We start from the raw sequence: 25,506 nt of genomic DNA on the forward strand, positions 1-25,506 counted from the left end.
TTCTTTATCTGATTTAACCTTTACTAAGTGCGTGCGCTATCATTAAGGAAGATGAATGAATGATGGCGCGTTTTCAAAAACAGATTACAATACGACCCTTATAATAAGCATCGAGCCCAAGAATGACACCTAATATTCTAGATTTACGCCAAGAGCGATGTCCAATGGCTTTATTATTAGCCAAGCGTCACAGTGTAAAGTTAGAAGTAGGACAGTCATTGTCAATTTATGTCTCTGATAACAGCTCGATGAAAGATATTGTTACTTTTTTGTCTAAGCAAGCCTATGACGTCATCGCTGAGGTTTGCTCTAATTACCATCATATCCTCGTCACTAAAAAGGAATTGCAGTCAGATGCTTGAAATGGTCAATCGTTGGTATAAACGACGTTTCTCTGATCCCCATGCTGTCAGTTTGGTTGCCATCATTCTATTCGGCTTTATTACGATCTACTTCTTTGGTCATCTCATCGCGCCATTGTTGGTGGCTATTGTGTTGGCTTACTTACTTGAGTGGCCGGTTACCCAACTTCAAAGACTCGGTGTTCCAAGAACCCCTTCAGTGATGTTGGTGATCTTAATGTTCTTTAGCGTGATGCTATTGGCGATATTTGGTTTGGTACCGACCATTTGGGAGCAAGTGGGTAATCTCATCAATGATATTCCAAGCATGTATGGCGGCTTACAGAAGTTCATCGCGACGATTCCTGAGCGCTATCCTGAATTAGCAAACTTGCAGATCGTTGAATCGATTGTGTCTAACGCGAAAAATAAAGCATTGGGCTTTGGTGAAAGTGTTGTTAAAGGTTCTTTAGCTTCTCTTGTGAGCTTGGCTACGCTTGCGGTTTACTTGATTCTTGTGCCGCTGCTTATCTTCTTCTTACTAAAAGATAAAGAAGAGATGATCAGCATGGCGAGTGGCGTGCTACCGAAAAATCGTCGTCTAGCGACCAAGGTTTGGGTTGAGATGAACCAACAAATCTCGAACTATATTCGCGGCAAGGTGCTTGAGATCTTGATCGTCGGTGGTGTCAGCTATGTGACCTTTGCGATTCTAGATTTGCGTTATTCAGCTCTGTTGGCTGTCGCGGTCGGCTTCTCGGTACTGATTCCTTATATCGGTGCGGCAGCTGTGACCGTTCCAGTTGCGATTGTTGGCTTGTTCCAGTGGGGATTAGAGCCTCAATTTTACTGGCTGCTTCTTGCTTACGGTATTATCCAAGCACTAGATGGCAACGTGCTCGTTCCTGTTCTGTTCTCTGAAGCCGTGAACCTACACCCAGTAGCGATTATTGTAGCGGTATTGGTGTTTGGCGGATTGTGGGGATTCTGGGGCGTGTTCTTCGCTATCCCGCTTGCTACGCTGGTAAAAGCGGTTTGGAATGCTTTACCGAGTCATGCTCTCGACGATGACCCTGAGCATCAATCGTAATTGAAGAACAATACAGTTGAGTAAGTATTAAAAAGGCCGAATATCCATGATATTCGGCCTTTTTGTATTTGGCTTAGTCAATTGTTAACTTAGATCATCTAGGTATGAAATTAGGTCATTAATTCACTAGAAACAACATTAAGCTTCTGGATTGAAGTAGTCTAGAACCACTTCGTGGTGAGTTTTAGTCTTGAACTTGTTGAAGACGTGTTCAATCTGGCCTTCTTCATCAATTAGGAAGCTAATACGGTGCAGACCGTCGTACACTTTACCCATGAATTTCTTCTCGCCCCAAACGCCAAACTGTTCAGCAACGCTGTGGTCTTCATCAGATAGCAGTGTGAAGTTTAGAGATTTCTTCTCGACGAAATTGGGTAGGCGTTTTACTGGATCAACACTCACACCTAGAACAACCACATTTAGGTCATCAAGTTGTGCTTTGATATCACGCAGGCCTTCAGCTTGCACAATACAACCTGGAGTCATTGCTTTTGGGTAAAAATAGAACAGGACTTTTTTACCTTTGAAGTCACCAAGAGATACGATATTGCCATCTTGATCAGGAAGAGAAAAAGCAGGTGCTGGAACACCAGCCGTTAGCGTATTCATGATATTTCCTTTTTAAAAACTGTTTTTGATAAAGTTGAGCGAGCCTTGTACGGATAGGCTCTGACACAGCGCGTCAAATTCTTCTTGTAGCTGCATCAAATTACATTCTGATTGCACAGAAGCGGTAATAGAGATATGGAATTGGTCGTTATCGAGCTGAACTTTAGATTTATTGATGGTTCGCGCACTTAACGAATCGAGGCCGATGTTTCGGTCTGCGAAGAACTGGGTAAACTGCTCGGTAAGGCCGATTTTATCGTCTGACTCAACGAACACCTCTACGGTGTAAGAGTTCTCAATAACATCATGAGTTGAGGTTCGCTTCATAATCGTAATCAAGTCGTGCTCTTGTCCAAGCAAGGGCAGGGTGGTTTCAACGCGGGTGATGTTGTTTGCCTTTCCAGACAGCAGCATGATAAGCGTAAATTCTTCGCCAAATAGAGCGATACGGCTATCAATAATGTTACAGCCTGATTGGGTGACTAAATGAACCACTTGGTTGCATACACCTGGGCGATCTGTGCCCACAGCTGTGATTACTAGATGTTGAGTCATAAAATCACGTCTCTTTATATTCCATTGATTCATGCATGTTAGCACAGTTAGCTTGTGGAATAAGCGTGCGTACGGTGCTTTTTATGAGGCTCCTTGCTTCTAACATGCAACCAATGATAAGAATATCGAGAGCGTTAAAAAATGAGATTGAGCGGTGAGAGTACAGCTTACTTGTTACTGACATCCAGTGCTGTGCTATCCGCTAGATTGAGCGCAGGTTACCCAAATTCTCGGTAGAACGCCGTTAGAAGTCGTTTTACCTCAAACATACGACAATATTTAATGCAGATGTTGCCGGTAAGCCACTTTAATGTCTTGTGTTTATTGATTGGCTTACAGTAACATGCAAAAAGAATAAATTAAGGGAGATAGACATGTTTTCAGGAAGTATCGTTGCGCTAGTTACGCCATTTAATACAGATGGTGAAGTGGATTTCGACAGCCTTAAAAAGTTAGTTGAGCACCATGTTGCTGCAGGTAGTGATGGTCTGGTTGCGGTTGGCACAACAGGTGAGTCTTCAACACTCACTATTGAAGAGCATGTCAAAGTCGTCAATAAGATCGTTGAATTTGCTGATGGTCGTATTCCCGTTATCGCTGGTACAGGTGCAAATGCAACTCACGAATCTGTTCTATTCAGCCGTTTGCTGAATGGTTCTGGTATTGCTGGTTGCTTGAGCGTAACTCCTTACTACAACAAACCGACTCAAGAAGGTTTGTACCAACACTACAAAGCGATTGCTGAAGTCAGTGATGTTCCACAAATCCTATACAATGTACCGGGTCGTACTGCTGTAGACTTGTTACCTGAAACGGTTGCTCGCCTTGCTGAGATCGAAAACATCGTTGCACTTAAAGATGCGACGGGTGATCTCGACAGAATTGCAATTCACCGTGAACTTTGTGGCGAAGATTTTATCTTACTAAGTGGTGATGACTTAACAGGTCTAGAATTTGTTAAGCGTGGTGGCGATGGTGTGATCTCTGTAACAAACAATGTTGCAGCCGCTGATATGGCAACCATGTTCAAGTTAGCGAAAGAAGGCAAGTTTGAAGAAGCAGAAGCGATCAATGAGCGTTTGATGCCTCTACATAAGAATTTGTTCGTTGAGTCCAACCCTATTCCCGTAAAATGGGCGGTTCATAAAATGGGTCTGATTGCTGAAGGTGGCTTACGTCTACCGTTGACTGAATTGTCAAAGCCAGCTCAACCCGTTGTTGCTCAAGCAATGACTGAAGCGTGTATTTACTAAAAATGTATGAAGTGATGCCGAAGTGAACCTTCGGCATTTAGGAGTATAAATGAAGTATTCTCACCAGCTAGTGATTGGATCACTGGCTGTTTTCGTTCTTACAGCATGTTCTGGCAGCCCGACTCAACGTCGCCAAGCCAAAGATGATTTCGAATACTTAGAAACACCTGAGTTTTCACAATGGCAGCTGCCTGAAGATGCTCAACCTCAGTTCTATCCCAATTTTGACATCCCAAACGGTGAGTTCAGTGGTGGTACAGGCCGTGAAGTGGATATTCGTCCGCCGCAACAGGTTCTTGAGCTGATCCCAGGAGCTCGATCTGAACGTCAGAATGGTGAAGTGACACTATGGCTTCTTCGTGCTGAAGAAGCAGACCGCGTGTGGCAAACGGCAGTAGATATGCTGGCACAACGTGGCATTGGTATTCGTGAACAGTCAGAAAACGATATTGAGACCGATTGGGTTACTTGGGTTTCTGAAGATGAAGAAGTAGAGATCGGCAGTCGCTACTCTATCTCTCGTTTCCAAGCGAACAACCGCCATGGCTTCAAGATCAACCTTATCGATTGGCGTGAAGGCTCTGAAGAGAAGCCGGTATCGGCAACCAATAAGGAGCGTTACAACGCGTTCTTAACGAACCTAGTGATGGCTAAGTATGATGAAAACCTTCGTGCTGAAGCGGCGTTGAAAGCGCAAGAGCTGGTTAAACGCATTCCAATCTCAATGGGTGCTGACCGCAGTGGCTTCCCTGTGATCATTGCTCGTACTCCATACAATGTATTGTGGCAGCGTTTGCCTACTTTGCTACCGACGATGGGCTTTGAGCTTGAAGAGCGTAACCAGTCTCAAGGTACTGTAAAAGCTAAGTATGCTGCACCAGATGATGAATTCTGGGAAACAATTGGCCTACAACCCATTGATTTGGCTCCAGGCACTTACACCTTCTTGTTTGGTGATCTTGGTAACCGTACGTCAATTAACGTAACGGATGCATCAGGTAAACCAGTAGAAGAAGCGTTACTTAAGTCTATGGTACCGGTATTAGCACATGTTGCTGACCAAACCAAAGATGACAAAGAAGCTGATGCAGAGTAAGTAAACTGAGTGAGCATAGCTGGAAAACCACAGAGTTAGTCATATCAGCCCTGTGGTTAGCTAAAGCCAATAAAAAAGAGGACACATTGTGTCCTCTTTTTTGTATTCGTTGATTAGTCGTCAGCGGATTATTAGCAAATTAGATTGGCTCCTTAGAGCTACAAAATTAAGCGTCTTTTTTGTCCGTAGACTCATCTTTTTGAGCTTTCTCTTGGTTCTGTTTATCCAATTGATTGAGCTTGTCTAAGTCTTTCTCTGTTTTGTTACGACCTGTCAGATCCATATTGGCGGTCTGTTTGAGCGCAGCAATATTACCCACCACAACGCTAACCACGATGATGATGATAACCCAAGGGTTTGTAAGCCACTCCAACATAAGCGCTCCTAATGACTGATATTCGCCACGAAGCGCGCATAGATCTCGTCTAGCTGCTCCATAATAATCTCATACCCTAATATTGGCTTAGATTGGAGTTGCTTGCCAAGTAAAGAGGGAGATAACTGTGATAAACACAACTCCGATACTTTTCGATGGCTGATATGCCAAGGTTCTATCGCCACACCGCCGAGGTCTTGACTGTACGGAAAGAAGAACCCAAATTGAGATGCATTAGCATAAAGCCATTGGTAAAACGCTTGCTGGTGGCCAGTAAGGTATTCCCATGGTTCCAGTTGCAGCTGTGTGCCTTCAGGCAAGTGATTACGAGCAAAGACATCAAAGTCACAACCCCAATGGTGGCGACTCGCCCCAGGCAGTGCAGACCACCTCAGTATCGCTGACAACTTTTGCTGTTCACTGAGTCTTGAAGCATCAAGTGGTTGGCTTTCTGAGTCTAATATTGGTGCTTCACCAGAAAACTTACGGTTCCAAATCAGAGATTGCCTTTCATAGTCGCGAAAGCCACTGGCAATCTCCATTTTAAAGCCAGCGAGTTGAGCAGCTTCAATCAAACTGTTTAGGTCATCTTTGACATTACTGTGAACCAAGAATGTCTTGGTGCCAATCAGGTTAGGTTCCAGATGAGAATCTGATTGCCCGGTAAGCTGCTCTGGTGTCATAACGCGTCTCTCAATAATTAGAAGCTATCAATCGCTGATGAAAGAACTATTTAGCGAACAGGTTCACTAATGTTCTCTCATACATGTCGGTTAGCTTCTCTAAGTCAGCCACTTTCACGCATTCGTTAACCTTGTGAATGGTGGCATTAACCGGACCTAGCTCTACGACTTGCCCTTTCATGCGCGCAATAAAGCGTCCGTCAGATGTACCACCTGTAGTCAGTAGTGCTGGTTTTACGTCATTAACGTGGCCAACGGCATCAACAATAGCATCAAGCAGTGAGCCTGCGTCTGTTAAGAACGGGTCGCCATTGAATGTCCATTTCAAATCGTATTCGAAATCGTATTTGTCGAGTGTATTTGTGATTCTCTCAACGATGATGTCGTTGTTTAACTCTGTGCTAAAACGAAGGTTAAACTGAACATTAAACTCACCAGGAATCACGTTTGATGCGCCTGTGCCCGCACTTACATTTGGGATCTGGAAGCTTGTTGGTGGGAAGTAGTCATTACCTTTATCCCACTCGGTAGTAGCCAGTTCGTTGATCGCAAGCAGAGAGCTGTGTACCGGGTTGTTCGCTAGGTGAGGGTAAGCAACATGACCTTGTGTGCCTTTAACTGTTAGGTCACCAGTGATAGAACCACGACGGCCGTTTTTCACGACATCACCGACGTACTCAGTACTTGATGGTTCACCCACAATACACATGTCGATGTTCTCGCCACGAGCCATCAGTGCTTCAACAACACGTACCGTACCGTTGATGAAAGGACCTTCTTCATCTGACGTGATAAGGAAACCGATTGAGCCGCTGTGGTTCGGGTGTTTAGCAATGAACTGCTCGACAGCAACAATCATTGAAGCCAAAGAACCTTTCATGTCTGCCGCGCCGCGACCGTGCAGGAAACCATCTACGATAGTCGGTTCGAATGGTTTAGTGTTCCACTGCTCAATTGGGCCTGCAGGTACAACATCAGTGTGGCCAGCAAAGGCAAACAGAGGCGCCTCTGTACCACGGCGAGCCCAAAAGTTCGTCGTATCTTCAAATACCATCACTTCGATTTCGAATCCGAGTGCTTTTAAGCGTTCAATCATTAAATCTTGGCAGCCTGCATCTTCAGGGGTTACTGATTGGCGGCTAATGAGGTCTTTTGCCAGAGCCAAAGTTGGGCTATCTGTCATCCTTGAATTCCTTGTTTAAATAAAACGTCTAGTCATTAATTTTTAGGACGCTGATTCCGAGAACAACGTCCAGTTGTCTGTCTATGTAAATAATACGCTCTAAGCAAAAATAGCGGCGTATTGGTCGGCTTTAAATCCGATATGAAGCTTGCCGTCTACTTTTAGTATCGGTCGCTTAATCATTGCTGGTTGCTCAACAAGCAGAGTCACGGCTTTGTCTTCCGTTAATGTATCTTTCTGTTCTTGTGAAAGTTGGCGATAAGTCGTACCACGTTTGTTCAATACAAGTTCCCAGCCAAGTTCTGAACAGAAGGTCGTAACCAACTCTTCAGTGATGCCTTGTTTGCGATAATCGTGAAATTCGAACTTGATCCCTTCAGCTTCGAGCCATTTTTTTGCTTTTTTAATGGTGTCGCAGTTCGGAATGCCAAACATAGTGATAGTCATTGTTCTTCCTTTGGGTGATTTTATTTCGTTGTTATGAGTTGAATCCTATCAGGAAGCTGCAATTCAGACAAAATAGAGTGAGGAATATTTCATAGAGTGAAAAAAAACAGTAAGAAAATGTCACTATTGGAGACTTATTGATCAACCTCAACATGTTGTCAGCGAAAAAAGAAATAATTGAGTTGCACATATATAGGAGGTGTCAATGGAGTTGAGTCCTGTTTTTGCAAGGCGGCTATATTTAGCATTGTTAGTGGAAAGCCTTGATAGGCCAAATGTGCCTAAACTCATCGAAAAAACGGGTTGGCCTCGTCGTACTATTCAAGATGTACTCAAGGCGTTACCGGGGATCGGTATCGAACTTATGTTTGTTCAAGATGGGCGACGTCATAATGATGGCTATTACCAGTTATCCGACTGGGGTCCATTTGACAGTCAATGGGTTATCCAACGTAAAGGCGATATAGCAACAAGCCTTGGATTTAGTGCATAAGCCAGCGAAAGCTGGCTTTCTTTTTTGCAGTAGAAGTAGAAGTAGAAGTAGAAGTAGAAGTAGAAATCGAAGTGGTAGTATCTTGCTCATTTGAGCACCGAGCTACCTAATTATGTTTCTCCCTAATTACACAGATAGGCAGTGCCCAACATAGTCACGGAAGTGGAAAAGTCTTGGGGGAGTGTAAATATCACGGTATCTGCACCTAGCTCAATCGTATTTGACTTGAGCTCATTCATGGCGCCCTGAATCAAGGTGTCGTTTGGGTAAAACAGGTAACTATACCAATGGCCCTCGCTGCCAGTGACTTCCCCTTTATACTCGCACTGCTCAATGTTGATAAGGCCGTGGAAATCCATTTGCACGTTGTCAGCTTCGCTATGAGGCATTGATGTCGGTGTCGTGCAACCAAGTAACACGCTACTCATAGCCAAAGCGATTAATTCCTTTTTCATACGCTTATCCTGTTATTTCATCAAATAAATCGCGAAGCCTATCCAGCTTGCGAGCAATAATAACCACGGCAATTTACTGGCGTGATTTGATGTTGTTTCATTATTCGAGTCGACATTCTGTTCTTGGTCTTGGTTTGCTTGTAGAGTTTGCTTCTCTTTCTGTACACGCTTTTTAGCTTTATCGGCTTGGCGGCCACGTTCTTTCTGCTGCTTTTTATAGAGTGCGATGCCTTTCTCGATACCTTGAGCAATCAATTTGGTTTGTTCTTTGGTTTGAGCTGGCTTTTGTGTCGCTTTGGCTATCTTCAGTGCTTCCTGTTGTGATTCAACAGACGGTGTATTAGTTTTCTTTTTCATACTGAGTTCGATAATTAAAACGGATTAACCAATAAGATAACGCAAACCTAGTTAAGTATGAATGATTTGCGTTAAAGTGTTGGTTTGAAAATAAGTGAAAGTGAGATTTGTGCGGTACTCCATAGAACAATACGACAAGCACGGCTTTTTAAAAGCCCCAATCCTATTATGGTTAGGTTGGCTATTCTTGGCGAAAGCTTTGGTCGTTTTCATTGTTGCAGGTGCAAGCCGAGAGTCGGGCACTGATATCCTCGAAATCATCTATCCAGATCATCAAATGTTTTATGTTGGGATTGCATTGAGTATTCCGATCTTGTTACTCATGTGGTTGTTTGGACTCAGAACACCAGAGAGAAAGCGTCTCAATAAAGTCGTATCTTGGGGGCGTTGGGTCACCATTATGGCTATCTTGGCACAGGGGTCTCATACACTTTATTTAATCTATTTGGATAACGGATGGTTCCGTTGGTCAAATGGCATCACCTTGTTGTTGCTCCTATGGTTAGCGCTTTTTCTAACCAATAGTCATGCCGCTAGGGATTGCTTTAAAGTGGTTGAGCACGAAGACTGATTCTCATCAAAACATTTGTCCCATTCACAATTATACTTAGAAGCTAAAACTGGAAGGAATAATCTATGCTTAATGTCTCAAATGAGCAGCCTAACGTTCAAAGTGCTATCTTGCCAGAAGCTGGGCCTTTTGCTCTTTACGTTCAATTAAAAGTGAATGCTAACACTGCTAATGTACTAGCAGAAATTCAAAAGATTCCTTCGCTAATCGAAGAGCTTAACCAAACTCAACCAGATGCGAACTTAACGGCGTCGGTTGCGTTCTCAAAGGCTTTTTGGGATAAGTTCGAGCAAGCTGCTCCATCTGACCTCATTGATTTTCCAGCGCTTGGTGAAGGTGATGTCACTGCACCGAGCACATTGTCTGATGTTCTGATTCACTGTCATTCAAATCGACACGATCTGCACTTCTTCATCCTACGTAAATTGCTATCTGAAGTAGCGGTAGACGTTGAAGTGGTTGATGAAACCTACGGTTACCGCTTCCTAGATTCACGTGACATGACCGATTTCGTTGATGGCACCGAAAACCCGAAAGACGCACAGCGCGCTGAAGTGGCGATTGTACCTGAAGGTGAATTTGCTGGCGGTAGTTATGTGATGGTGCAACGTTTTGTGCATAACCTACCTGCTTGGAACCGATTGAATGTATCGGCACAAGAGAAAGTCGTTGGTCGTACTAAGCCAGATTCAATTGAGCTAGACGATGTTCCTGCGGCGTCTCACGTTGGTCGAGTGGATATCAAAGAAGAAGGCAAGGGCCTTAAAATTGTTCGTCACAGCCTGCCTTACGGTACAGCTACGGGCGACCATGGCTTATTGTTCATTGCTTACTGTAATGTCCGTCATAACTTTGATGCGATGCTAGAGAGCATGTACGGCGTAACAGATGGTAAAACAGACCAACTGCTTCGTTTTACTAAAGCGGTTACAGGCGCTTACTACTTTACACCTTCAATTGACATGTTGAGTGCATTAACGGTTAAGTAAATCGTCTCAAAATAGAATAAACAAAGGGAGCCTCAGGGCTCCTTTTTTATTAAAGCTTTATATTAATTGGTCGATATAAAAGCAATCGTGAGTTTTATTCATCTTTTTGTAAGTGAAGGTCTATGGCTATAACTGTTAATACAAATGTCTCAGCGCTGGTGGCTCAGAGGAATCTGTCGAATGCCAACAACATGCTGAACCAATCTTTGGAGCGCTTAGCTTCAGGGAGTCGTATTAATAGTGCAAAAGACGATGCGGCTGGCTTACAAATTTCAAATCGACTAGAAGCGCAGATGAGCGGTATTGATGTCGCGGTTCGAAACGCTAACGACGGAATCTCCATTATGCAGACTGCAGAAGGAGCGATGAATGAAACCACCAATATCATGCAACGCATGCGAGATTTGTCGCTGCAAGCGAGTAATGGTTCGAATAGCCAGTCGGAAAGGACGGCTATTCAAGAAGAAGTGACCGCCTTAAATGATGAGTTGAATCGAATTGCTGAAACGACTTCGTTTGGCGGTAAAAAACTCCTTAACGGTAGCTTTGGTAGCTCGTCATTTCAAATCGGTGGCAGTTCTGGTGAAGCGGTGCAGATAGGTTTGAAAAACATGCGTACCGATGACATCAATATGGGTGGTTTTAGCTATGTCGCCAATGGCATGGCAAGTGACTCGTGGGAAGTCAAATCCAACCAGAATGATATGACGATGTCGTTTACCGACCGTTTTGGTCAGCCACAAGAGATAACCATCAACGCGAAAGCGGGCGATGATATCGAAGAGTTGGCGACTTACATTAATGGTCAAACGGATCAGATCTCGGCTTCAGTTAATGATGAAGGACAGCTTCAGATCTATATGTCAGGCGAAGAGACGGCAGGCACGATCTCTTTCTCAGGTTCGTTAGCCAATGAGCTTTCAATGTCGGCGGGTTATTACGAATCAGTCGATGACATCAATGTGACCGATGTGGGTGGCGCGCAGCGTGCTGTCTCTATTTTGGATACAGCGATGAAGTATGTAGATAGTCACCGCTCTGAACTCGGCGCGATGCAAAACCGCTTTGATCATGCCATAAACAATCTCGAAAACGTTCATGAGAACTTGGCGACATCTAACAGTCGAATCAAAGATACCGACTACGCCAAAGAGACCACTCAAATGCTCAAGCAACAAATATTGCAGCAAGTGAGCACCACAATATTGGCTCAAGCCAAACAAGCGCCGAATCTTGCTTTAACCTTACTGGGTTAATAAATCGCCTCGAATCTTATAAAGGTAATTCAGCTTAACTAAAGCCCCTTGGTTAATAAAAATACAACTTTTCGCTCGACTGACATCTCGACAACTTTAGCGTTTTTCTCATCTTTTTTTGATAATTTTACTGCTAGTCACGCTTTCTTCCCCTTTCTCGCTATTTCTTTAATTTTATTGTTTTTTTCCTAAAGGTTTCAGTATTCACGCCGTTATTAATAGTAACTTAGAGATAACTACTTGGTTTTCCGAGACGTCGGAAACCGCTATACCGGAAAATCAATTGGAGAAGTCACCATGGCAGTGAATGTAAATACCAACGTTTCAGCGATGACAGCACAACGTTACCTAAATAACGCAAACAGCGCACAACAAACATCAATGGAGCGTCTAGCTTCAGGCTCTAAAATCAACAGCGCGAAAGATGACGCTGCGGGCCTACAAATCTCGAACCGTTTGAACGTTCAGAGTCGTGGTCTTGATGTTGCTGTACGTAACGCGAACGACGGTATATCTATTGCACAAACTGCTGAAGGTGCAATGAACGAGACAACAAACATCCTGCAACGTATGCGTGATTTGTCTCTACAATCTTCAAACGGCTCAAACTCAAAATCTGAGCGTGTAGCGATTCAAGAAGAAGTAACAGCACTAAACGACGAACTGAACCGTATTGCGGAAACCACGTCTTTTGGTGGTAACAAGCTGCTTAACGGTACTCACGGTACGAAATCATTCCAAATCGGTGCGGATAACGGTGAAGCGGTAATGCTTCAACTGAAAGACATGCGTTCTGATAACGCTCAGATGGGTGGTAAGAGCTACCAAACTGAGAACGCGAAAGACAAAGACTGGAACGTTCAAGCTGGCGCAAACGACCTAAAAATGTCGTTCACTGATAACTTCGGCCAAGCACAAGAAATCGATGTGTCTGCGAAAGCGGGCGACGACATCGAAGAGCTAGCAACGTACATCAACGGTCAACAAGACTCTGTTAAAGCGTCTGTAACTGAAGACGGTAAGCTACAAATGTTTACTGGTAACAACAAAGTTGAAGGCGAAGTAGCATTCTCTGGCAGCCTTGCTGGTGAACTAGGCATGCAACCTGGCAAAGATGTAACCGTTGATACTATCGACGTAACATCAGTTGGCGGCGCACAAGAGTCTGTAGCAGTAATCGATGCGGCACTTAAGTATGTAGATAGCCACCGTGCTGAACTGGGTGCTTTCCAAAACCGTTTCGACCACGCTATCAGCAACTTAGACAACATTAACGAGAACGTTAACGCATCTAAGAGCCGTATTAAAGATACCGATTTCGCGAAAGAAACGACTCAGATGACTAAGTCTCAGATCCTTTCTCAAGCTTCAAGCTCGATTCTTGCTCAAGCGAAGCAAGCTCCGAACTCGGCACTTAGCTTACTAGGTTAATCGATTGAAAGGCCACGTTGACTATAAGCGTTGTTGCTCATAAGCGTTAACGTTAGGCTTCCACAAATTAGCTCGTGGTGAGAGATGAGCGCTAAACAGACCCAGCTTCGGCTGGGTTTTTTATTGCATGTTATTTAGCTAGGGGTGTCGTTGGAGAAGGTGCGATGTTGGTTGATAGAAGCGAAAGCGAGATTCCCTATCATGTTCGTTCCTCACTGTAGGGAATGACGGGTTAACTATAAGTCGACAAGTCCACATGCCGTCATCCCAGAATCGAGTTGAACGAGATATCAGGGATCTCTTTTGGTGGAGAGACTTGATGCGAATTAGATGTCAGGGCTTTTTTTGTGGCTGAAAGTCACCCCTCGTGATTTAACATGCGGTATCTGCGCCGAGAATGGCGTTTAACGCGGTTTAATTACAAAGCAGGGCGGTTAGTTGGCAATTAAGGATTGGTATTGCGAGAGACAGTCTACAACGAGGTGAAGAGCGTCAGTCAGAACCGTTGTTTAAGGAACTCGATCAATATAACAGGTACAAAAAACGCCACCCTTAGGCAGCGTTTTTATTAAAGCAGTTAAGTAATCGAAATTACTTAGTTACTTTAAGAACTGGAGTTTCACCAACAGTTACAGAACCAGAAAGCTTGTTCAGCTCCTTGATTTCGTCCATGTTAGAGATAACAACTGGAGTAAGCGTAGATTTCGCTTTCTCTTCTAGAAGCGCTAGGTCGAAAGTGATGATAGTGTCACCAGCTTTAACAGATTGACCTTCTTCAGCTACACGAGTGAAGCCTTCGCCTTTAAGTTCAACAGTATCGATACCGAAGTGAACGAAAAGCTCAACACCGTCGTCAGACTCAATAGAGAATGCGTGGTTAGTTTCGAAGATCTTACCGATAGTACCGTTAACTGGAGCTACCATTTTATCGCCAGCTGGTTTGATAGCGATGCCGTCACCAACGATTTTTTCAGCGAAAACTACATCTGGCACGTCTTCGATGTTTACGATTTCACCAGAAAGAGGTGCGATGATTTCGATTGCACCAGCATCAGCGCTGTCATCAGATACAAGCTTTTTCAGTTTGTCAAACAGACCCATTGTGTCATGCTCCTAACGTTTAGTTTTATTCTGTAGAATATACTATACCAATCTAACAAATTAGACGACTATTTTTAGCCGTCTAACTTTATTAAGCTCTTGGTGATTACTGAGTTTTCTCAGCGATGAATTTTTCTACGCAAGCTTCAATTTCTGCAGCTGTAGGTAGAGATAGTGCTTCGTCAGCCATAGCTTTAACTTCTGCGAAGTTAGAGTTACGGATTACTTTCTTAACTTTAGGGATAGAGATACCGCTCATAGAGAACTCATCTAGACCCATACCAAGAAGAAGTAGAGTTGCACGCTCATCGCCTGCTAGCTCGCCACACATACCTGTCCACTTGCCTTCTTTATGAGAAGCATCGATTACTTGCTTGATTACAAGAAGAACCGCTGGAGATAGTGGGTTGTAAAGGTGAGAAATCATCTCGTTACCACGGTCAACTGCAAGAGTGTATTGCGTTAGATCGTTAGTACCGATAGAGAAGAAAGCCACTTCTTTAGCAAGGTGGTGTGCGATAGCAGCAGCTGCTGGAGTCTCAACCATTACGCCAATTTCGATGTCTTCATCGAAAGCATGACCTTCAGCGCGAAGTTCAACTTTGTACTCTTCGATTGCTTTTTTCAGTTCACGGATCTCTTCGATAGAAATGATCATTGGGAACATGATACGTAGCTTACCATGTGCAGATGCACGAAGAATGCCGCGTAGTTGGTCACGTAAGATTTCACGACGATCCAAGCTGATACGTACTGCACGCCAGCCTAGGAACGGGTTCATTTCTTGTGGAAGATCCATATATGGAAGATCTTTATCGCCACCGATATCCATTGTACGGATAATCACTGACTCACCGTGCATTGCTTCAGCTACTTCTTTGTAAGCAACGTATTGCTCTTCTTCAGTAGGAAGTGCTGTACGGTCCATGAATAGGAATTCAGTACGGTACAGACCAACACCTTCGCCACCGTTGCGCAGGATACCGTCACAGTCTTTAACTGTACCGATGTTGCCGCAAACTTCCACTTGATGGTTATCAAGCGTGATAGCTGGTAGGTCTTTAAGTTTTGCTAGTTCAGCCGCTTCTGCTTCAAAATCAGATTTGATTTTCTTAGCTTCTGCTAATTCAGCGTCAGAAGGGTTGATGATGATCTTATTGTTCATCGCGTCTAGCACAAGCATGTCGCCGTTCTTAACTTGCTTAGTGATATCGTTAGTACCAACGATAGCTGGAAGCTCAAGTGAACGTGCCATGATTGAAGTATGAGATGTACGACCGCCGATGTCACAAGCGAAACCAAGAACGTAGTCTAGGTTGATTTGTGCAGTTTCAGATGGCGTTAGGTCGTAAGCAACTAGGATAACTTGTTCATTGATATCTGCTAGAGACACAATGTTAATGCCTAGTGCATTTTTAACGAAGCGAGTGCCGATATCACGGATATCAGTCGCACGTTCTTTTAGGTACTCATCATCAAGTGACTCAAGTGCAACAGCTTGCTCTTCGATCACTGTGTAGATCGCGTTGTCTGCGTGCATTTTGTCTTTCTTGATGAGTGCTAAAATCTCTTCTTCTAGCTCTTCATCTTCAAGCAGCATGATATGGCCTTCAAAGATTGCTTCTTTTTCTTCGCCAAAAGTTTCAAGTGCTTTTTGCTTTACAACTTCAAGTTGTTGAGAAGATTTGTTACGAGCGTCAAAAAAACGCTGAACTTCTGCTTCAACTTGATCGTCTGAGATAGATTGAGTGTTTAGGACAATTTCATCTTCTTGAAGTAGTAGTGCTTTACCGAAAGCAATACCAGGAGATGCTAGGATGCCTGAAATCATAGCCTTACCTTAGTTGTTCAACTGTAAACGGGAGAATGTGTGACTTTAAGTCGTCGACTAAATGTCGCGCTTATCGCTATCTATTTCGAACAAAGCCACTTTGCTGTGCAAAATGGCTTTGAAAGAAGGAGACCGTATTAGTGTAGTTGATCCATAAGAGCAACTAGGTGGTCTACTGCTTGCTGAGCTTGAGGGCCTTCAGCAGAAATAGTAACGTTAGTACCTTTTACTAGGCCTAAAGTTTGTAGTTTGAACAGGCTTTTAGCGCTAGCGCTTTTGCCGTTAGAAGTCACTGTGATGTCAGCATCGAAAGATTTTGCTTCTTTAACGAACTGTGCAGCTGGACGTGTGTGAAGGCCGTTTTCTGCTGTGATTTCTACTTGCTTCTCGTACATTTGATATACCCCAATTAATTTATTTTTTGTAAGTTTGTAACCAGTTCAGCTTAACTGCTTTAACGTAAGTTCGCTAGAGGCTAGTACGCTATGTTCGTGTTAGAACTTAGACTGGTTATAAATTTTTATCCAGCCATGGTCGTCTTTTGTTGAGTACTCATGACTTTCAGAATTTGTTTATTGCTTCTTTTATTTTGAAGCGAAAAATAAAACAGACCCGATATTACCAAAGGTGGGGCAGGGATCAACAAAAAAGCCCCTAAACGGGGCTTTTTTGGACGAAAAATTGATTTGACCACATATTATTGTTGGTTCTCTTTCTCCGTAAAGATGCCTGCAAATAGGGCTGTACTTAGGTAACGTTCGCCAGAGCTTGGCAGTACGGTAACAATAGTTTTTCCTGCAAATTCAGGTAGTTCCGCGATTCTGTTCGCCGCTACTACTGCTGCGCCAGATGAGATGCCCGCTAGAATACCTTCCTCTTTCATCAGGCGTTGAGCCATCTCAATCGCTTCTTCAGAAGTTACTGGCTCTACACGGTCGATAAGGTCTAAATCTAGGTTTCCAGGGATAAAGCCTGCACCAATACCTTGGATTTTGTGCGGAGCTGGTTTGATTTCTTCGCCAGCAAGCGCTTGTGCAATCACTGGAGACTCTGCTGGTTCAACCGCTACAGAAGTGATCGCTTTACCTTTCTCGCCTTTAATGTAACGGCTTGTACCAGTAAGCGTACCACCGGTACCTACGCCAGCGACAAATACATCGATTTCGCCATCTGTTGCTTCCCAAATTTCAGGGCCAGTTGTCTTCTCGTGAATTTGTGGGTTCGCTGGGTTGTTGAATTGCTGAAGCAGCAGATACTTTTCTGGGTCTGAAGCGACAATTTCTTCTGCTTTAGCTATCGCGCCGTTCATACCTTTTGGTGCTTCAGTCAGTACTAAGTTTGCACCTAGTGCTTTAAGCAACTTACGACGCTCTAGGCTCATTGACTCAGGCATAGTTAGCGTTAGCTTGTAACCGCGAGCGGCTGCTACGAATGCAAGAGCAACACCTGTATTACCACTGGTAGGTTCAACAAGCTCGATACCTGGTTTAAGAGTACCTGCTTTTTCTGCTTCCCAGATCATGTTTGAACCGATACGACACTTAACACTGAAGCTTGGGTTACGAGCTTCGATCTTAGCTAGGACGTTACCCTTGCTTACTTTGTTAAGGCGGACTAGCGGTGTGTTACCAATCGTTAGGGTGTTGTCTTCGTAGATCTTGCTCATGCGATATTCCTTCATTTAATGACAGAACTAAACGTAGTATATCAATCACTTTACCGTCTAGTGTCTTTCGATGTTTGTTCAGCTTGAATTTAGATTAAACAACTTGAAAAAAAGGTAAAAGGATTAAAAAGTTATATCATATAGATATGTAGCAGAGTTCACGCCTATCTTTACTGGTCATTGAATTTTCAAAAGATAGGCGCGGACAGGTAAGTGGGGGCGTTTATCGACGAGAGTGTAATGCTTGTTCTTTGAATTCAACAACCCACATGGCTGTGGCACCACAAACCGCAACAGGCACTACGATCAGGTTTAAAATTGGAATTGTCGTAAACACAGAAACAAGCGCGCCGAAGCTGTAGGTCTTACCTTGTTTTTGTTTCAAAATGTTTCTCATATCATCGAATTTGATTTTATGGTTATCAAATGGGTAATCAGCGTACTGGATAGCGAGCATCCATGCGGTGAAGATGAACCATAAAAACGGTGCAACGGTTTGTCCGAGTGCTGGAATTAACAAAAGTAGGAATAAACCGATCGCTTTTGGCAGAACGTAGACAAGTTTGCGCCATTCTCTCGCTAATATACGTGGCGTATCTTTGAGGACATCAAGTAAACCATCGTCATTGACTTTTTTGCCACTAAGCAGCTCTTCTACCTTTTCTGCGAGTAATCCATTGAACGGCGCAGCAATGAAGTTAGCGAGCGTGCTAAAGAAATACGAAAACGTGGCCAAGACGGTTATGACAAGTAGCGGCCATAAAATGTATGACAACCACGACAAGAAGCTTGGCAATGCACCAATCCATCCTTCAATCCAAGTGTTGAGGTTGGAAAAGATATAAAACAAAGCACCACCAACGAGTAACACGTTAGCGATTAGTGGAAGTAAAACAAACTTACGAATGCTCGGCGACAAAGCGATTTTTATTCCGAAAATAAAATAGCCAAAGCCTGAGCGGGGAACAGATTCAATAGTCATATTAAAATTAGGTCACATGTGAATTTGGTTAAATAGCAAACATCCCTAGTGTACTAGACCGAAATTAAGAAAAAAAGCGTGGTGAAAATCACACCATGTAAGGAACTAATTGTATTAAGTTGTTCTAAAACAGTGGCTACTTTTGATAGAGTAGTGAGATTAGCCAAATTAACCCAACTTAGTGACAGCGTGTTTATAGCTAGTCGACTAAGAAAGCTGAGAGCGAAAAATGCAGGAATTGCGATTTGTACTCATTATTGTTGGCGCATTAGCTATCGCCGCATTATTGTTCCATGGTCTATGGACGAGTAAAAAAGAAGGGAAAGCAAAGTTTGGAGATAAGCCGCTTGGTAAGCTTGATAACGACAGCTTAGATGAAGCAGAAACGATCCCAAACCGTTCATTCGCCCCAGAAGATGATTTTGAGATAATCCGAAAAGAGCGTAAAGAGCCGGATTTTGCAGTCTCACCATCTGAGACTGATCCGCTGATTGACTCAGATCCACTTACTGCGCCACAAACGAAAGAAGTTATCGAAGACGACATCGAATTGAATGATCTTCCTTCTTTCAGTGTAAAAGAAGAGCCAGTTCAGATCGAAAGTGAGCCAGAAGAGATCGAAGAAGTTGTCGAGCCTGAGGTTCCAAACTTTGAATTGACTGACGAACAAAAAGAAAACCATGCTGGCTTTAAAGAGCAGTATGGTTCGTTTGAAGAAACTACTGATACCGTTACTGAGCCGCTAGCTCCTAACAAAGCACTGACGCCAAGTGAACCGCTTGTTGCTCAAGTAGACGTTGAGAAAGAAGTCGTTGCTTCACAAAGCACCGCGCCTATAGAAGAAACTGAGCTAGATGAAGAGCTTGGCCTAGAAGTTATTGTTCTCAATGTTCACTGTGCTGGAGAGATCCCGTTTGTGGGTACTGAACTTTTCCGTAGCATGGAGAACAACGGCTTAACTTATGGTGAGATGTCTATCTACCACTGCTTTGCACAATCTAGCGATGAGCCAAAAGTTATTTTTAGTATTGCGAACATGATGCAGCCGGGAACTCTAGAACATGATGATCCTGCTGATTTTACAACGAAAGGTATTTCGTTCTTCATGACGCTGCCTTGTTATGGTCAAGCTGATCAGAACTTCAATGTAATGCTAAGTGCAGCACAGAAAATTGCTGATGATATGGGCGGAAACGTTTTGGACGAGTCACGTAACTTAATGACACCTAATCGCTTGTCTGACTACCGTAAACAAATCAGAGATTTTATGACCGCTACGAATGCCTAGCCGTATTGTTTAGCCTTGTAAATAATCTATATTTACAGAAAAGGGCTCCTAAGGGAGCCCTTTTTGATATTTCAATCACGACAGAGAATGATATGAAAGAATCGATTCAAGTTACCTTAGAGCAGTTAAGAGAAACTCTGCACTATCATGCCGTTCGTTATTACGTAGAAGATAGCCCCGAGGTTCCTGATGTTGAGTACGATCGATTAATGCAACAGTTGCTAAAAATCGAAGAAGAGAACCCTGAGCTTGTGACGGTGGATTCGCCAAGCCAACGTGTCGGTGGGCAGCCTTTAGATGGGTTTACGCAAGTGGCTCATGAAATCCCAATGCTTTCTCTGGACAATGCATTCTCTGATGACGATTTAGATGCGTTTAATAAGCGCATGTCTGATCGAGCGCCAACTGCGAACCTAAAGACCTTCTGTTGTGAGCCTAAGCTTGATGGCTTAGCGGTAAGCCTACTCTATGTAAACGGCACCTTAGTACAGGCAGCGACGCGTGGTGATGGCGCTACTGGCGAAAATATTACTGAAAACGTGCGTACGATCAGCTCGATTCCGCTTAAATTACAAGGTGAAGGCTGGCCAGAACGTATCGAAGTACGTGGCGAAGTGTTTATGCCAAAAGCGGGCTTCGACAAATTGAATGAGCTGGCATTGAAGAAAGGCGAGAAGGTCTTTGTGAACCCACGTAATGCCGCCGCAGGCAGTTTACGTCAGCTAGATTCTCGTATTACAGCTAAACGTCCCTTGGCTTTCTACGCATACAGTGTCGGTGTTGTAGAGGGCGCTGAGCTTTCAAATAGCCACTATCAACGTTTCTTGCAGTTGAAAGGCTGGGGCTTACCTATGTGTCCCGAGACTAAGCAACTGAGCTCTCTTGAAGACGTGAAAGCCTATTACCAAGATATCATGACTCGTCGTGATGCTCTCGCTTACGAAATTGATGGGGTGGTGATTAAGGTTGATGACATTGCCGCACAAGAAACTCTCGGCTTTGTCGCACGAGCACCTCGTTGGGCGATTGCATACAAATTTCCCGCTCAAGAAGAGATTACATTACTTAACGATGTTGAGTTTCAGGTGGGTCGTACAGGCGCAATTACGCCGGTGGCTAAACTAGAACCTATCTTTGTTGGTGGTGTGACGGTAAGTAATGCCACGTTGCACAACGCTGATGAGATTGCTCGTTTAGGTGTGAAGGTCGGAGATAGCGTAATCATTCGCCGTGCTGGTGATGTTATTCCTCAGATTGTAGCTGTTGTGCAAGATCGCCGCCCTGATAGCGCTAGAGACATTGTATTCCCTGATGCTTGCCCAGTATGTAACTCTGCAGTAGAGCGCGTTGTGGGAGAGGCTGTAGCGCGTTGTACTGGTGGCTTAGTCTGTCAGGCACAGCGTAAAGAAGCGCTTAAGCACTTTGTGTCTAGAAAGGCGTTGGATGTTGATGGTCTTGGCGTAAAAGTGATCGAGCAGCTTGTAGACCGTGAAATGGTAGAAACTCCAGCCGATCTATTTAAGTTAAGTGCGGGCGTTATTACGGTTCTTGACCGTATGGGGCCTAAATCGGCACAGAATGTAGTGAGTGCGCTTAATAAAGCCAAAGACACGACATTAGCGCGTTTTCTTTATTCTCTAGGGATTCGAGAAGTGGGCGAAGCGACGGCTATGAACTTAGCTCAACACTTTAAGACGCTGGAGTTGGTTCAAGCAGCAACCCATGAACAGCTGGTTGAAGTGTCAGATATTGGTGACATCGTCGCAAGTCACCTCACGAGCTTCTTCTCGCAGGAGAAAAACAGAGCCGTAGTCGAGCAGTTGCTAGAGCTTGGTGTTAACTGGCCTGCAATCGAAGCTGTTGCGGATGACCAAGAGCTGCCGTTAGAAGGTAAAGTGGTTGTGTTGACGGGCTCACTGTCTAAATTAGGACGCAGTGAAGCGAAAGCCGCTTTGCAGGCTTTAGGTGCAAAAGTAACCGGTAGCGTGTCTAAGAAAACGGATATCTTATTTGCTGGTGAAGCCGCTGGTTCTAAACTGACTAAAGCACAAGATTTAGGTATCGAAATAAGAACGGAAGAAGATCTAATTGCCCTTATTTCGTAAGTAAATACAGATAAAAAAAGCTCAAAGGCACTCCTTTCAAGGGAGTGCCTTTTTTGTTTCTGATATAAAAATGATGTCTTTTTAATTGTTGAGAATTTTGTTCCTATACGAACTCTAAAATCAGGACAGTGACGCTGCTCAACATTAATGAAATGCCGTTATAGTTGTATTGAAAATGCGAGTCACTTCTATTTTTTTAAGGGTGCATCCGGTGTAAGTTATTGATATTAATTTATTTTAGTGCTTTCGGTTATGATCTTTACAATTTGTCGATCTGGATCACTAAGTACCTACTAAATTTGCACCAACTCATATTTTTTTAGATGAAAATTAAGTTCTCATTGATCTTTTTGAGGGCGAAGTTAGTCTTAATGCCATGGATGCACATGATGTGCATAACCAGAAAGGAAATAGAGAATTCAGATTTTAGGGTTCTCAAACAAGAAAAGGTATTTCTCTCTACGGCGGCCAACTTTAGGCGGGAAATATTCAAACAGCTATATCCATTTTTAGGAGTTTTATTCCATGGAAAACAAATTTTTTAAACGTACTCTACTAGGTGCATCCGTTGCACTTTTATCGACAGGCGTAATGGCGAAAGAAGTTGGTATCAACTCTGACTTTAACGTTGACGTATACGGGGTTGCAGCTATTTCACTAGTCAACTACAACACAACAGATCAAGATGACAAGAGCGATGGTTATGTTGTTGAAAACGAATCTCGTATCGGCTTCCGTGCTCATAAAGATATGTTCGAAGACTTTACAATTACAATGCAGATCGAATCTGGCTACGTAGATAGCACAGACTGGTCTCACGGTGGCGTTTCAGGTGGTGTTCTAGGTTTCCGTGATACGTTCGTTGGTGCTTCTGGCTCTTGGGGTAATCTACGTGTGGGTCGTGTTCTTACGCCGCTATACGAAATCGTCGACTGGCCATTCTCTAACCCGGGTCTAGGTTCTGTATTCGATTGGGGCGGTATCAACGGTCACTACGATCGTCAATCGAACCAAGTTCGTTACGATTCGCCAAAATTCGGTGGTTTCTCTTTTGCAGCTTCTGTTGGTCGTGATGATAACGACAATGGCGGTGGCGCAGCGACTCGCGATGCGAATTTTGTTGGCGCGAGCGCTAAGTACAGCTTCGAAAAAGTAACATTTATGGGTGCAGTTGAATCCGGTACACGTGTAGTTGGTGATTCTGGCGGTGATTGGTCTTTTGATGAGGATGGCAAACCAGTACAAGCTCCTGAAGTTGCTGGTTACGATGACGACACATTTGCATACATTGTTGGTTTTGAAGCGAGCCTACCAGCTGGTTTCGGTTTCGCTGCAGCATATAAAGGCGAAGAGCTAGACAACGGTATTCGTAAAGTGACTCAAGATTCTTACTCTATCATTGGTCAATACTGGAACGGTCCAATTGGGTTCAAATTAGGTTACGCAGCTAACCTTGATTCTGAAACAAACGGTTCTAAGGATGCTAACACAGATAGCGATACTATTTCTGGTCAGCTAATGGCTGTTCATAATGGTTTCGTACCTTACCTACGTGTTGCTAGCCGTAGTTTTAATGACAAAACTCGTGGCGCAGTTTCATCAGATATCGTAACTCGTATTGGTCTTGAATACGGTTTCTAAGCTAAAGTTATCAGCTTAAAAATAGTTAAATAAAATCAAAACGCTGGTAAATTATTTTGCCAGCGTTTTTCCATAGTGAACATAAGGAATTAGTCATAATGAATAAAGTTAGTGTAGTTGTATTATCATTATTTTTGGGAGCTTGTAGTTCACTCGATTCAAAAAGTAATTTTTCAGATTCAGTTGCGGATGTACAGCCTAAAGGTGGTTATATTCAGGTAACTGGGCAATCTTACGTTGCGGAAAGTAAAGCGAATGTTGGAGCAGACATCCTGAAATCGTCACTCTACTTTACGTACAACAAAGAAGTAACACAGAATTCGGCTCCAGAATCTTCAATTATAATGGATGTGAGCTACTTCCAGAGCTATAAAGAATATGAAACTGTAAGCTTTTTCGGCAAGACGATAGAGCTAGAAGAGAGACAGGTTCCAAGAGAAAGTTGCAGCGAGCACTGTACAAAGACTCAATATATTAAATTTCCATTAAGCGACGCTGATATCCAGCAAGCAAGAGAAAAAAATTTAGAGTTTACGCTTGATGGACAAAACTCAACAATGAGTACAAACTTTATTGTGCCGAAAGCGTATATAGACACGATCTACAATGGTGCGAATAATCATACTGCGATCGCGGTTGCCCCAGTCGCGGTGCCTGTAGCAGCGGTTGTTGCTGAAGAACCAAAAGCTTCTCAAGCTCAAGAGATGGTTAACTACTGGTATAGCCAAGCAACAAAAGAGGAGCAGTCTGCAGTGACAGATTGGGCATTCAAAAATCGTAAAAACGCTTCTCCAGCATCAATTGAAGGCTCAAAAGAAATCGAGATGGTTTCATATTGGTTCAATAAGCTAGACAGCGAAGAAAAATCTCAAACTATGATTTGGCTGTTAGAGCAAGAGTAAGCCTTTAACGTAAGTCTCTAGCTATGTTTTTCAACCGCAGTATTGTATAACAGCAGTACTGCGGTTTTTCGTTTTAGGTCGCGCTCTTTGTTTTAGGTAACAATTTGAATTGTAGGTAATAGAGTGAATATTGGTGAAGTAGCAAAACGTGTTGGTACAACAGCTAAATCCATTCGTTTTTACGAAAGTAAAGGCATGATGAGCCCACCACACCGATCAGAAAATGGTTACAGGCAATACGGCGAGATTCATATCGAACAGTTAGAGTTCGTACTGAGAGCTAAAATGGTTGGATTCACTCTCGATGAGTGTAAGTCGCTTGTCGAGTTGGCAATGAACCCAAACAGACAAAGCTACGAAGTAAAAAAGAAGGCCACTCAGAAGTTAGATGAAATTGAATTGAAACTTGCTGAGTTAAATAAAATGAAGGCTCAGTTACAGTCTTGGGTGCATGATTGCCCGGGAGATGCTTCAAACGAATGCCCAATTTTGAACAATTTGTCAGGCCGAAAATAACATATTTTTCTTTAAAGCTTGCCTAACAATCAAATAGTGTGTCAGGCAAAAAAGAATATTACTTGCCTGACATTAGTTACCTATCAAAGTACCTTTCCGCCATAGTGTTTACAGATTAAAAGTGGCACATGAGTGACCGCGTTTCCATCTGAACACTTAACAATAGGCCCCATGTTTCCGTTACCTGGAGACTGACTGCTCGCCAGAGCGCTTCCGAATGTTAAGCTGAAAATAGCCGTTAGAATTATTAAAAAATGTCTCATACAAACTCCATTAGGTTTATCTCTAG

Annotated in this window: 28 protein-coding genes; 15 read left to right on the forward strand and 13 right to left on the reverse strand. The window is 43.4% G+C overall.

Annotated features, from left to right (window positions below; genetic code table 11):
- Window positions 1–122: 122 nt before the first annotated feature.
- Window positions 123–362, forward strand: a complete 240-nt coding sequence (locus tag L3V35_RS12820; protein ID WP_017107216.1) for a sulfurtransferase TusA family protein — start codon at window positions 123–125, stop codon at window positions 360–362.
- Window positions 355–1,431 carry an AI-2E family transporter gene (locus L3V35_RS12825; RefSeq protein WP_054547617.1) on the forward strand — a complete coding sequence of 359 codons (1,077 nt, stop codon included), beginning with the start codon at window positions 355–357 and terminating at the stop codon, window positions 1,429–1,431. Before L3V35_RS12820 ends, L3V35_RS12825 begins: the two co-directional genes overlap by 8 nt.
- A gap of 138 nt (window positions 1,432–1,569) precedes the next feature.
- Here the strand turns inward: L3V35_RS12825 and bcp are convergent, their stop codons facing one another.
- Window positions 1,570–2,040, reverse strand: coding sequence for a thioredoxin-dependent thiol peroxidase (bcp, locus tag L3V35_RS12830; protein ID WP_017079430.1), 471 nt, complete (start codon window positions 2,038–2,040; stop codon window positions 1,570–1,572).
- 12 nt (window positions 2,041–2,052) lie between these two features.
- Window positions 2,053–2,595: a glycine cleavage system protein R gene (locus tag L3V35_RS12835; protein ID WP_017079431.1), complete on the reverse strand. Its 543-nt coding sequence runs from the start codon at window positions 2,593–2,595 to the stop codon at window positions 2,053–2,055.
- 374 nt (window positions 2,596–2,969) lie between these two features.
- Here L3V35_RS12835 and dapA point away from each other — a divergent pair, with 374 nt between their 5' ends.
- Together dapA and bamC are read left to right on the forward strand one after the other, a co-directional pair.
- The gene (gene dapA, locus L3V35_RS12840) at window positions 2,970–3,848 is read left to right on the forward strand and encodes a 4-hydroxy-tetrahydrodipicolinate synthase (protein WP_004734279.1); all 879 of its coding nucleotides are present in this window, start codon (window positions 2,970–2,972) and stop codon (window positions 3,846–3,848) included.
- Window positions 3,849–3,897: 49 nt separating this feature from the next.
- Window positions 3,898–4,944, forward strand: a complete 1,047-nt coding sequence (gene bamC, locus L3V35_RS12845; protein WP_065205018.1) for an outer membrane protein assembly factor BamC — start codon at window positions 3,898–3,900, stop codon at window positions 4,942–4,944.
- 166 nt (window positions 4,945–5,110) lie between these two features.
- Here bamC and L3V35_RS12850 read toward each other — a convergent pair whose 3' ends face one another.
- The 4 genes from L3V35_RS12850 to L3V35_RS12865 form a co-directional block, all read right to left on the reverse strand.
- Window positions 5,111–5,320 (reverse strand): DUF2897 family protein, encoded by a 210-nt coding sequence (locus tag L3V35_RS12850; protein ID WP_065205017.1) that lies wholly within the window; start codon window positions 5,318–5,320, stop codon window positions 5,111–5,113.
- Between the two features lie 8 nt (window positions 5,321–5,328).
- A complete protein-coding gene (locus L3V35_RS12855) occupies window positions 5,329–6,003 on the reverse strand; it encodes a M15 family metallopeptidase (RefSeq protein ID WP_171312549.1) in 675 nt (224 codons plus the stop codon).
- A 46-nt stretch (window positions 6,004–6,049) separates the two neighbouring features.
- Complete coding sequence (dapE, locus tag L3V35_RS12860; protein ID WP_237299989.1) at window positions 6,050–7,186, reverse strand: succinyl-diaminopimelate desuccinylase; 1,137 nt, start codon at window positions 7,184–7,186, stop codon at window positions 6,050–6,052.
- Between the two features lie 99 nt (window positions 7,187–7,285).
- Complete coding sequence (locus L3V35_RS12865) at window positions 7,286–7,633, reverse strand: ArsC family reductase (protein WP_017079437.1); 348 nt, start codon at window positions 7,631–7,633, stop codon at window positions 7,286–7,288.
- A 205-nt stretch (window positions 7,634–7,838) separates the two neighbouring features.
- Here L3V35_RS12865 and L3V35_RS12870 point away from each other — a divergent pair, with 205 nt between their 5' ends.
- Window positions 7,839–8,126, forward strand: a complete 288-nt coding sequence (locus L3V35_RS12870; RefSeq protein WP_004734273.1) for a helix-turn-helix domain-containing protein — start codon at window positions 7,839–7,841, stop codon at window positions 8,124–8,126.
- Between the two features lie 122 nt (window positions 8,127–8,248).
- Here the strand turns inward: L3V35_RS12870 and L3V35_RS12875 are convergent, their stop codons facing one another.
- Together L3V35_RS12875 and L3V35_RS12880 are read right to left on the reverse strand one after the other, a co-directional pair.
- Window positions 8,249–8,581, reverse strand: coding sequence for a DUF4156 domain-containing protein (locus L3V35_RS12875; RefSeq protein ID WP_171312551.1), 333 nt, complete (start codon window positions 8,579–8,581; stop codon window positions 8,249–8,251).
- Window positions 8,582–8,593: 12 nt separating this feature from the next.
- Window positions 8,594–8,938, reverse strand: a complete 345-nt coding sequence (locus L3V35_RS12880) for a DUF2956 domain-containing protein (protein WP_237299990.1) — start codon at window positions 8,936–8,938, stop codon at window positions 8,594–8,596.
- Window positions 8,939–9,047: 109 nt separating this feature from the next.
- Here L3V35_RS12880 and L3V35_RS12885 point away from each other — a divergent pair, with 109 nt between their 5' ends.
- The 4 genes from L3V35_RS12885 to L3V35_RS12900 all read left to right on the forward strand — a co-directional run bounded on the left by L3V35_RS12885 (window position 9,048) and on the right by L3V35_RS12900 (window position 13,185).
- Window positions 9,048–9,509, forward strand: coding sequence for a DUF2919 domain-containing protein (locus tag L3V35_RS12885; RefSeq protein WP_237299992.1), 462 nt, complete (start codon window positions 9,048–9,050; stop codon window positions 9,507–9,509).
- Between the two features lie 65 nt (window positions 9,510–9,574).
- A complete protein-coding gene (locus tag L3V35_RS12890; RefSeq protein WP_237299994.1) occupies window positions 9,575–10,498 on the forward strand; it encodes a Dyp-type peroxidase in 924 nt (307 codons plus the stop codon).
- A gap of 122 nt (window positions 10,499–10,620) precedes the next feature.
- Window positions 10,621–11,754, forward strand: a complete 1,134-nt coding sequence (locus tag L3V35_RS12895) for a flagellin (RefSeq protein WP_237299996.1) — start codon at window positions 10,621–10,623, stop codon at window positions 11,752–11,754.
- Between the two features lie 297 nt (window positions 11,755–12,051).
- Entirely contained in the window at window positions 12,052–13,185 is a 1,134-nt protein-coding gene (locus L3V35_RS12900) for a flagellin (protein WP_004736189.1), read from the forward strand.
- 591 nt (window positions 13,186–13,776) lie between these two features.
- On the opposite strand, the gene crr is transcribed toward L3V35_RS12900, so the two are convergent.
- From crr to cysZ, 5 genes are all read right to left on the reverse strand, one after another.
- Window positions 13,777–14,286 (reverse strand): PTS glucose transporter subunit IIA, encoded by a 510-nt coding sequence (gene crr, locus L3V35_RS12905; protein WP_004737851.1) that lies wholly within the window; start codon window positions 14,284–14,286, stop codon window positions 13,777–13,779.
- Between the two features lie 106 nt (window positions 14,287–14,392).
- Window positions 14,393–16,117: a phosphoenolpyruvate-protein phosphotransferase PtsI gene (gene ptsI, locus L3V35_RS12910; RefSeq protein ID WP_017079443.1), complete on the reverse strand. Its 1,725-nt coding sequence runs from the start codon at window positions 16,115–16,117 to the stop codon at window positions 14,393–14,395.
- A gap of 137 nt (window positions 16,118–16,254) precedes the next feature.
- Entirely contained in the window at window positions 16,255–16,512 is a 258-nt protein-coding gene (locus tag L3V35_RS12915) for an HPr family phosphocarrier protein (protein WP_004734263.1), read from the reverse strand.
- Window positions 16,513–16,814: 302 nt separating this feature from the next.
- On the reverse strand, window positions 16,815–17,783 hold the full coding sequence (gene cysK / locus L3V35_RS12920) for a cysteine synthase A (RefSeq protein WP_017079444.1): 969 nt from the start codon (window positions 17,781–17,783) through the stop codon (window positions 16,815–16,817).
- A 223-nt stretch (window positions 17,784–18,006) separates the two neighbouring features.
- Window positions 18,007–18,765 carry a sulfate transporter CysZ gene (gene cysZ / locus L3V35_RS12925; RefSeq protein ID WP_054547627.1) on the reverse strand — a complete coding sequence of 253 codons (759 nt, stop codon included), beginning with the start codon at window positions 18,763–18,765 and terminating at the stop codon, window positions 18,007–18,009.
- Window positions 18,766–18,994: 229 nt separating this feature from the next.
- Between cysZ and zipA the strand changes: the two genes are divergently transcribed.
- From zipA to cueR, 6 genes are all read left to right on the forward strand, one after another.
- Window positions 18,995–20,053, forward strand: a complete 1,059-nt coding sequence (gene zipA, locus L3V35_RS12930) for a cell division protein ZipA (RefSeq protein ID WP_054547628.1) — start codon at window positions 18,995–18,997, stop codon at window positions 20,051–20,053.
- A 92-nt stretch (window positions 20,054–20,145) separates the two neighbouring features.
- Entirely contained in the window at window positions 20,146–22,158 is a 2,013-nt protein-coding gene (gene ligA / locus L3V35_RS12935) for an NAD-dependent DNA ligase LigA (RefSeq protein ID WP_054547629.1), read from the forward strand.
- 389 nt (window positions 22,159–22,547) lie between these two features.
- The gene (locus L3V35_RS12940; RefSeq protein WP_054547630.1) at window positions 22,548–22,703 is read left to right on the forward strand and encodes a hypothetical protein; all 156 of its coding nucleotides are present in this window, start codon (window positions 22,548–22,550) and stop codon (window positions 22,701–22,703) included.
- Window positions 22,684–23,799: a porin gene (locus L3V35_RS12945; protein ID WP_054547631.1), complete on the forward strand. Its 1,116-nt coding sequence runs from the start codon at window positions 22,684–22,686 to the stop codon at window positions 23,797–23,799. The genes L3V35_RS12940 and L3V35_RS12945 overlap by 20 nt, the downstream gene beginning before the upstream one ends.
- A 98-nt stretch (window positions 23,800–23,897) precedes the next feature.
- A complete protein-coding gene (locus L3V35_RS12950; RefSeq protein ID WP_054547632.1) occupies window positions 23,898–24,701 on the forward strand; it encodes a DUF2057 family protein in 804 nt (267 codons plus the stop codon).
- A gap of 123 nt (window positions 24,702–24,824) precedes the next feature.
- On the forward strand, window positions 24,825–25,217 hold the full coding sequence (gene cueR, locus L3V35_RS12955) for a Cu(I)-responsive transcriptional regulator (protein ID WP_054547633.1): 393 nt from the start codon (window positions 24,825–24,827) through the stop codon (window positions 25,215–25,217).
- The last annotated feature ends 289 nt before the right edge of the window (window positions 25,218–25,506 follow it).

It is taken from the genome of Vibrio sp. L5-1, from assembly GCF_021728315.1.
Taxonomy (GTDB): Bacteria; Pseudomonadota; Gammaproteobacteria; order Enterobacterales; family Vibrionaceae; genus Vibrio; species Vibrio splendidus_K.